Raw genomic sequence first — 9,322 nt, forward strand, 5'->3', positions numbered from 1 at the left:
CTGAGACCAATAAACAAATGAACAACTACATCATAAGACCGCAAGAGATTTACCTTTTAGAACGCTATAGCTCACCCGCTTACTTTAAGGAGATGCGTGATGCTTTTGCGAATATGCTAGAAGCGGCTGAATACGCATTAGAGCTGTTTGTCAACGATTTACCCTTTGATTACCGTACGCGCCTTAGTATTCAACCAAGACGAGGTCGTCAACCGTATTGACAGTCTAGCACCTATTACAGCAGGACTTAGCACAAACGAGATAGCAACCAACTCTTGGTCAGGATTACTCTACACAGGGTCAGCTAGCATCTTTGCAAAGTATGACGCTATTGCTAATCAAGTAGGCGCAACAGTTAGCCTAGCAGAGCAGCTTGCTGTACCTTTTATGAAAAACTACCGTACAGGTCAGACGCTATCTGGTCTTATGATCTCACAAAAGGAGTATTTATTTGGCTATCATCACGAAAAGGCGCTGATTATAGTCAAAGGACAAGGAACCTATACAGACGCCAGAAAAGCACTAATGAATGGTGTTATGAATGTTGTAGGCAGTGGCAGCTTACCTACTAGAATACGCGAAAGTGTCGATCAAGCACTCAAGACTTCAGGGGAGTCTGCCAGACTCAATAAAACCATTAGTCAAAACTTCATCTACTATATAGATAAAAATCAACTCAGAGCAGGAATGAATGTCTATCAGAATAGTAGTAAAGTCTATTCTGACAAAAACACGTTGAGACAGGTAATTGATCAGTCAGTTAATATGACCTCTGGACTATATGACCAAAGTTATAAGGATTACAAACGTTTTGCAGATATTACCAATCGAAGAGTAGATCTAGCGGTCAGAACTCACTACTTCGGTGCAATGCTACAAACTGTGGCATGCGTCTTTTTAGTCAGTGCATTTTTTCAAGCAAAAACTCAAGAGGATAGACTAGTAGAAGGCAGTAAGGCAGCCGCAGGATTGATGGTGTTGTTAGGCGGTAGTTTAGAGCTGCGCGGTAATGCCAGCAAGCTATTGGCAAGTGAGCTTGAATTAGCAAAAGGTGCTGGTCAATCTGTAAATGCTAAAAAATTGTCTGATGCTACTCGTCAAGCTAGTCGATTATCAAATGGTGCAAGGCTATTAGGTATCGGCGGGGCGGCGATATTTGCAGGGTTTGACTTTAATTCAGGAAATGAAGCTGGACGTAATGACAATAGCGTCATGCAATATGCTTACTATGGTTCAGCTATAACAGGAATGGGGTCAACATTATTTCTTGCTTTAAGTGCTAGTACTGCGGTAACGGGCATTGGAATTGTCTTACTCGTTGGTTTTATCAGCGTCACCTTATTTATTGGCTATTGGAAAAAAACAGGTATGGAGAATTGGCTCAAACATGGTATTTGGGGAATTAATAGCAATAACTGGTCATTTGAGCATACGCTAGAACAATTTGACCGAGCGGTGGCTGGTGAAGATATTGACCTCGAGGATAACTAAATGATAGATATCAACGGTAGAAATCCTTTTGCAAAATTTACTTATAGAGAAGTTAATCAAAAACTAGACAAAACCTTCGGTATGGGTCTTGGCGGACGAGTTCAGGAACTCAAAGATTTTAAGTGGCTAGATAAAAAACAAGGTTACGACGTACCGCTCTATCCACAGCGTACAGTGGTACAGTTTAACTCAACCTATATGGAATTAACAGGACGTCAAGATAGAATACGTGGAGACGTTACGTTTGGCAGTATATTCTTTTTGACTATCATTAGTATTGGAATATATTACACGACTGCCAGTGTTTTATTAGATATCAGTAAAGGTAATACCTATGCCATTGCCTATGTTGGAGTTATCACAGTCTTACTGATATTAATGGCTATTTATTTACTAGCTCTACTCTCAACCGAACTATTTACCTATACCTACCTACCGATTCGTTTTAACCGTAAAACACGTAAAGTCTATGTCCGTCAAGCCAATCGTAAAGTCGAAGTCTTTGACTGGGACGAGTTAAAGTTTTATATGGCAACCACTTATAAAGACGGTGGTGATGTTCGCGGTATCACCCTTGCTGACGATGGTATGACCATTACTGGTATGTTTAGCTTGCCCTTTGTCAGTGATTTAACTGCCAAAGAAATATTAGGAGGAACACAACTAAAACAGCATTTTGAGTTTGTCCGCCGATATATGGAGGGCGATGATAAACAACTTGAAGAAGTTAAAAGTGCTGTTCGCTATGTTCATTCTGTGCATCAAAAAAGAGAAACTCCATTAATCTCTTTTCAGAGAGTTATATTGGCAGCATTAGATTCAGATGAGAATATGGAATATCCCAAACAAGCATTAAAATTACATTGGACACATTCCGCCGTTATCATTCAATTATGGCTACGATACCTAGGCCGTTTATTGTCTATCAATACCAGCATCACCCCCAAGTTTAGCCCTGAGATTGAAGCTGAATGTCAGATAGATCCCAATGATCCGCACGATCTAAACAAATATCTGCCCGAAGGCAACTTAGAGGATAGTAATCAACCACTCTGGAAAAAGCTAGCTTATAGCATCGGTCTAATTCTATTTGGTATCGTCATGCTGTTTGCTTTTGCATTCTTCGTAGACATCATTGGTAGTATTCGTGGGCATTATCCAGATGTAGTCGGTAAGTTATGGTATTTATTTAGTTTTAAGTGGTTGTTCTAATTGTATTCATTGATATCAATCTATTCATCGGCTATTGGGAAAAGTCAGGAATGGAGAATTGGCTTAATCTTGGTATTTGGGGAGTCGAGAGCGCTGGTTGGTCATTAGAGCAGTTTGATCGTGCTGTGGTAGGTGACGATATCGATCTACAGGATAATTAAATGATAGATATTAATGGAAGAAACCCCTTTGCAAAACTTAATTATAAAGAAATTAATCAAAAATTCGGTGGTGATTTCGGTGTGGGTTTAGGCGGGCAAGTTCAAGAAATTAAGGACTTTAAATGGTTGGATAAAACACAAAATTATGACGTACCGCTTTATCCGCAGCGCACCGTCGTACAGTTTAATTCAACTTATATGGAGCTAGTAGGCCGTCAAGATAGAATACGAGGTGATGTCACGTTTGGCAGTTTATTTTTTTTAGGACTAATATCAGGTGTCATTTACTTAGGTTTTGTTATATTGTATGACGAGTTCTTAACAGGCTCTTTTCTATTAGGAATATTAGCCAGTACCATAACGTTAGCCTTTATAGTTGCTTTTATTTATTTACTGGCTTTACTTTCAACGGAGCTATTCAGCTATACCTATCTTCCCATTCGTTTTAATCGAAAAACACGCAAGGTTTATGTTCGCCAAGCCAATCGACAAGTACAGGTTTTTGATTGGGATGAGCTAAAATTTTATATGGCAACGACTTATAAAGTTGGTGGTGATGTACGTGGTATTACCCTTGCTGATGACGGTATGACGATTACTGGTATGTTTAGCCTGCCTTTCGTTAGTGATTTGACAGCTAAAGAAATACTGGGCGGCACACAACTAAAACAACATTTTGAGTTTGTCCGCCGATATATGGAGGGCGATGATAAACAACTTGAAGAAGTTAAAAGTGCTGTTCGCTATGTTCATTCTGTGCATCAAAAAAGAGAAACTCCATTAATCTCTTTTCAGAGAGTTATATTGGCAGCATTAGATTCAGATGAGAATATGGAATATCCCAAACAAGCATTAAAATTACATTGGACACATTCCGCCGTTATCATTCAATTATGGCTACGATACCTAGGCCGTTTATTGTCTATCAATACCAGCATCACCCCCAAGTTTAGCCCTGAGATTGAAGCTGAATGTCAGATAGATCCCAATGATCCGCACGATCTAAACAAATATCTGCCCGAAGGCAATATAGAAGACGCCAATCAGCCTATTTGGAAAAAGCTGACATATAGTATTTTGCTTATTTTATTTGGTATCGTCATGTTATTCGTTTTTGCATTTTTTATTGATATGATAGGGGCAATTAAAGGCTACGACACAGGACTAGCCTATAAGCTACTGCATTTGTTTCATTTAGTGTGATTAAATTTTTTACTATGCATATGATTGCTTAGAAAAACAAGAAGGCTGTGAATGCAATTACGCGACGACTTTGCTACCCACATTAGGGAGCTTAATGACCCTCTTGAGCGTCCTTACAGCAAAAATATAGATCATAAGCTGTTTGAAAAGATAGAAGACGTTGAACATCTTAATAAAGAAATTCACAACGTCAATCCTGATTACTTAACATTCCTACCTGCTTACTTTTGGGTGTTTTATTTTGCTATTGGCTGGGTTTATTTTTCTTCTTTCATATTTTTTATTAGTTCTATTAATGAAATATTTCGCTTAGAAACTTCTAATGTCCCTCTACTAGTGTTAGATATTTTTATATTATTATTAATGTTTATAGTATTCTGTGCACCATTAGTATTACTTCTCTATCAATTTATTAGAAAGTATCCCATTCGCACCCAGTATTACTTCTTAAAAAAGCAGCAAAAAATAGCCTACTACTACCGTCCACTCTGGAAGTTTAGACAGCCCTATGCGCTTAAGATAGTGGACTACAAAGACGTTATTCCTGATTTGCATCAAGATCCATACAATCGAGCTTATACACCGCTTAATCTCTACGTCGCTGACCCTGAGACAGGAGATATTACCTATCATATAAAGCTTGAAGACTATCGGGTTAATCCGCGCGTGCAATGGGCCTTTATCCGTACCTATATGGAAAGCCCTGTAGATGAGTTGCCAGTAGATGCTAAGTTCTGTGAGGCTTATCCCGCTGACACAAGCAAATCACTATTTGCCTGTGCTGATATTATCTATCGCAAAAGCGGCATACTGCCTAGAGATCATTCTGGCGGTGGTCAGATCATGGTCTTTATAATAGGCTCAATAATCGCTTTGGGTAATCTATTTCAGGCCAATCATTATCAATGTACCAAGCGAGCTATATTACATCCCGAAGTGCAAAAGTTACTCACATGGGACGGTCAAAACAACCCGTATCCGATACAGCCCATAACTGATGAAGCCAAACTAGCCTTTGAAGGTAAAAATTGGGAGGTTAATGTCAGATGGGTATGTATCATACTCATCAACGTTGGCTTATTTGTATGGGCAGTGGTGGCTTATAATAGCTAGCAAGAATCAACAGATAAGTAAATAGCGCACAATTATGATATTACCCGTTCCTCCTATACCTCCCGTCGGTAAAATAATCAGTCGCCCCTATGAAGGAGAGATTGGTAGTTTCCAAGAAAAGAAAGCCAGTATTGATAGAATAAGTACACTTATTCATGAGGTGAATCCAGATTATTTATTATTTCATCCCAGTATTAACTCTATTCAAAATTTAGTTTTATTGGCATCATATAGCTCAGCTTGGTTGTTTTGTCAAAGTTTTTTATTTTCATAGTAGCATCAGTTAAATATTTTATAATTGATGAATTTGAGTTGATATCTTTATTTCCGATTGGAATGCTTGTTCTCTTCTTGACTGTGATTGGCTTTGCTCCGTTCCTAACCTTAAAGCAACTTAAAGTTAAAAAATCACGATACCATAAAATTCTATTATTAAAACAGACCCAACAAATCGCTTACTACGAACATAATCGTAAGCAAGCGCCTGTTTTTCATTTAATTAATTATAAAGATATTGTCGCCTCAGTCAGACGTAACAACGGCGTCGTTTTTGAAGCCTTGAACCTGCATGTGATTGATCCGAAAACCAACCAAACCATCCAAAGTATCAATCTCGAGGACATGCAACTTAGCCCTTACGACCAATGGACGTTTATCCGTACCTATATGGAGCGTCCCGCAGACGAGCTACCGCTTGATCCACGATATGCCCACGCGTGTCCAACAGATATCAGCACATCGCTACTCGCCTGTGCTGATATTGCCCAAGAGAAGAAAAACAAAGGCTTAACAGGACTACGCCATGAAGTCACTATCATGGGCTGGCTACGCGCCTGTACAGTTAGCTTTTTAGACCTTGCCGAAGGCAACATCTATCAATCCAGTGCCAATCCTGCACTACATCCGGAAGTTCAGCGACGGCTTATGTGGGATGGTCAAAACAATCCGTATAACATTCTGCCTGTCACAGCAGAGCGCCAAGCAGCTTTTGCTAATAAAAATAAAGCGGTTAAGCTGAAATGGTATTCAGGAATGGCTATTAATGCGACTTGGTTTATTGGCTCTATATTGTATGTGATGCTGGTGATTGCTTAGATGAAAACTGATTAGCCAACGTCGATTAGACAGTACGAGACCAATACACGACAAACCCTTAAATAAATATTCTTAATAATTAAAAATCAATAGCGAGCCATTCTAATATGGATGTACTACCTACCCAAGACACAACAGATATTACCTTATTACCCAGACCTTATAGTGACGTAGTAGATGTTGAAAAAAATCATCCCAACATGCTGTACGTGGCAAAAGATGTGCGAGGCATCACTCCTTATGCGTTAACCTTTAATGATGTGGGCAGTAGTATGCTAAATGAGGGAGGGTTAGTCATGATTTTTGGGCTTTTAGTGCTATTTATAATAATGATACCAGCACTTCTTATTGACCTTTTTACTGAAGGTTTTGTAGAAGCAATACTTGGTATAGTTTTAATTTTAATGACCTTCATACTTCCAGTAGCTATGCTACGCAAAGTCTCCAAAATGACTGACAATGACGTACCCATTGACGCCTTTGATAAAGTCGACCAACGTATCTTACAATTTGATGTCACCCGAGAAGACGGTAAAATAAAAGTAGACTACCATGGCATCAACGAGCTACCTTATCAAGACATTCATGCTAGTGTTAAAAGCGTCAACATCGTCAGCGCAGGGGGGATGAGTAGAACCTACTTTTTACAGCTCAACTGGCTAGATAATAAACGCAACATCGTCAATCAGCTGGTCTCCTCATTTCCAGCGACATCCGACGCCTATGCCCGAGCGCAGTGGCAGTTTATCCGTAATTATATGGAAAAAGACGCAGATAGCCTACCGCCTATTATTCCCTTTGATCCGCCAAAAACAACAAAAGAGCATAAAATATATCTCTATACCGACAGTATTTTACCCAGCTATGGCGTCACCCAAAACTTTAGAGTATGGCCATGGTACATCCCACTACTAGTACTACAAGCCTACGTCAAGCTAGGTGGCGGCTGGATACAATCTAAAGGTCGCAACATCATCACTGAGCCGCAGTATCAGCACTTGCAATATCCACAGGACAAACCCAATCCCTACATAGACCCTAATATAAATCCGTACCGCACCAAAGTGATGAACAATCAAAGCAAATGGTTTCTATGGCGCTGGCGTATTATTTGGGTATTACATACGTTGTTAATAATTGGTTTTTTTGTACTTGTATATGGTATGTACTTTGGATTAATTGAATGAGTATAGATGAATCAGAGATTCTACCTACCCAAGATACAGCAAGTATCACCTTATTACCCCGACCTTATAGTGATGTTATGGACGTTGAAAAAGATCATCCCAACATGCTGTACGTGGCAAAAGATGTGCGAGGCATCACCCCTTATGCACTAACCTTTAATGATGTGGGCAGTAGTATGCTGAATGAAGGGGGGTTAGTATTGACATTAATATTGCTGCTGAGCGGAATTATTACTATTCCATTAACTATTGAGTCCTTCCTTGAAATGAGTTTTCTCAGTATAGTCGCATCTATCTTTTTAATATTAATAACATTCGTTCTCCCAATAGCTATGCTCCGCAAAGTCTCTAAGATCACCGACAGTGACGTACCGATAGACGCCTTTGATAAAGTCGACCAACGTATCTTACAATTTGATGTCACTCAAGAAGACGGCAACATAAAAGTAGACTACCACGGCATTAACGAGCTGCCTTATGCAGACATTCATGCCAGTGTGAAAAGCGTCAATATCGTCAGTGCAGGCGGTATGAGTAGAACTTACTTTTTACAGCTCAACTGGCTAGATAATAAACGTAACATCGTCAACCAATGGGTCTCCTCCTTTCCAGCGACATCCGATGCCTATGCTCGCGCGCAGTGGCAGTTCATCCGTAACTACATGGAAAAGAACGCTGATAGCCTACCGCCTATCACTCCCTTTGATCCGCCAAAGACCACCAAAGAGCATAAGATCTATCTCTACACCGACAGCATCCTACCCAGCTATGGCGTCACTCAAAACTTTAGAGTATGGCCGTGGTACATTCCATTGCTTATATTACAAGCCTACGTCAAACTAGGTGGCGGCTGGATACAATCTAAAGGTCGCAATATCATCAATGAACCGCAATATGAGCATTTGCAATACCCACAGAACAAACCCAATTCTTACATAGACCCCAATATAAATCCGTATCGTATTAAAGTCATAAACAATCAAAGCAAATGGTTTCTTTGGCGCTGGCGCATTATTTGGTTATTACACACCTTATTTATACTTAGTATCATTGGGTTGTTTTATGCACTCTTTTTAGGCTATTTGGATGATTATTAAAGGCGTAGTAGAGAAGATTGAATCGTGCAAAGTTTAGTGTCCGATGGAATACTGGCGCGGTATGGCCGCCTACCGTATTATTTGCGAACCCACAATAAGCCAATTACGCCTTAGCAGTCATAACCGCCGTCATCATCATCTAAGTTTAAGCGAGCTTATCAAAGATATTATTAGCCCATATGATATAGACATCGAGATTGACGAGCGCCTAAGTGATGGTATCAACAATCACATACCAGCAGACTGGCTGGGCGCAGTCGCTTTTGATCCTATTACCTTACAGCCCAATACGAACCATGCCAGTCATGACAATGATGACGACAATGACAACAACGTCCATCATATCAACGCTTGTTACTTGCCATTTCCACATCATCACCATATCCCATATGGCGCACAGCTGAGCGAGCTTGGACACCCGCATCCGAGTCTGACGGGTCTCATGAGTGCCAGTATTATTGACACCGATAGCAGTGCTATTACTCATGATCGTAATCATCGCGCTCATATCCACTATCATTGGCAGAATGAACAAGGGGGCGAACAAAATAGCGATAGCAGTAGTGATGACGCCCACTGGATACCCATTGCCAGTCACTTAGTCGCCGACCACATGGGACAGACCCATCCGTTGCGTCATGGACAGCATGTACTCATCGACTTCATCGGTGGTGACATCACCCGTCCCATCATTATTGGCAGCACCCACAACGGCCAAGGCAACGATAACGCCCAGCATAATAGCATCGCCAGTGACTCAGAT

At 40.3% G+C, this 9,322-nt stretch carries 11 protein-coding genes; all 11 read left to right on the forward strand.

Going from position 1 to position 9,322, the window contains the following annotated elements; translation table 11 throughout:
• Positions 1-17: 17 nt before the first annotated feature.
• Positions 18-221 carry a hypothetical protein gene (locus CXF65_RS05985; protein ID WP_227523204.1) on the forward strand — a complete coding sequence of 68 codons (204 nt, stop codon included), beginning with the start codon at positions 18-20 and terminating at the stop codon, positions 219-221.
• Positions 166-1,491, forward strand: coding sequence for a hypothetical protein (locus tag CXF65_RS05990; protein WP_101211391.1), 1,326 nt, complete (start codon positions 166-168; stop codon positions 1,489-1,491). Before CXF65_RS05985 ends, CXF65_RS05990 begins: the two co-directional genes overlap by 56 nt.
• Positions 1,492-2,703, forward strand: a complete 1,212-nt coding sequence (locus tag CXF65_RS05995) for a DUF6708 domain-containing protein (RefSeq protein WP_101211392.1) — start codon at positions 1,492-1,494, stop codon at positions 2,701-2,703. It abuts the gene before it with no gap.
• Entirely contained in the window at positions 2,691-2,864 is a 174-nt protein-coding gene (locus tag CXF65_RS15035; protein ID WP_198551973.1) for a hypothetical protein, read from the forward strand. Before CXF65_RS05995 ends, CXF65_RS15035 begins: the two co-directional genes overlap by 13 nt.
• A complete protein-coding gene (locus CXF65_RS06000) occupies positions 2,865-4,067 on the forward strand; it encodes a DUF6708 domain-containing protein (protein WP_101211393.1) in 1,203 nt (400 codons plus the stop codon). It abuts the gene before it with no gap.
• 51 nt (positions 4,068-4,118) lie between these two features.
• Positions 4,119-5,180 carry a hypothetical protein gene (locus CXF65_RS06005; protein WP_101211394.1) on the forward strand — a complete coding sequence of 354 codons (1,062 nt, stop codon included), beginning with the start codon at positions 4,119-4,121 and terminating at the stop codon, positions 5,178-5,180.
• Positions 5,181-5,214: 34 nt separating this feature from the next.
• Positions 5,215-5,454 (forward strand): hypothetical protein, encoded by a 240-nt coding sequence (locus CXF65_RS14940; protein WP_157824040.1) that lies wholly within the window; start codon positions 5,215-5,217, stop codon positions 5,452-5,454.
• A 38-nt stretch (positions 5,455-5,492) separates the two neighbouring features.
• Positions 5,493-6,275: a DUF6708 domain-containing protein gene (locus CXF65_RS06010; RefSeq protein WP_157824042.1), complete on the forward strand. Its 783-nt coding sequence runs from the start codon at positions 5,493-5,495 to the stop codon at positions 6,273-6,275.
• A 107-nt stretch (positions 6,276-6,382) separates the two neighbouring features.
• Positions 6,383-7,462, forward strand: a complete 1,080-nt coding sequence (locus CXF65_RS06015) for a hypothetical protein (protein ID WP_101211396.1) — start codon at positions 6,383-6,385, stop codon at positions 7,460-7,462.
• Positions 7,459-8,559: a hypothetical protein gene (locus CXF65_RS06020; RefSeq protein ID WP_101211397.1), complete on the forward strand. Its 1,101-nt coding sequence runs from the start codon at positions 7,459-7,461 to the stop codon at positions 8,557-8,559. Before CXF65_RS06015 ends, CXF65_RS06020 begins: the two co-directional genes overlap by 4 nt.
• Positions 8,560-8,602: 43 nt before the next feature.
• Positions 8,603-9,322, forward strand: a 720-nt coding sequence (locus tag CXF65_RS06025) for a hypothetical protein (RefSeq protein ID WP_264754727.1), incomplete at its 3' end; no start/stop codon positions are given.

This window comes from Psychrobacter sp. Sarcosine-3u-12, from assembly GCF_002836005.1.
In the GTDB taxonomy this organism is placed as follows: Bacteria; Pseudomonadota; Gammaproteobacteria; order Pseudomonadales; family Moraxellaceae; genus Psychrobacter; species Psychrobacter okhotskensis.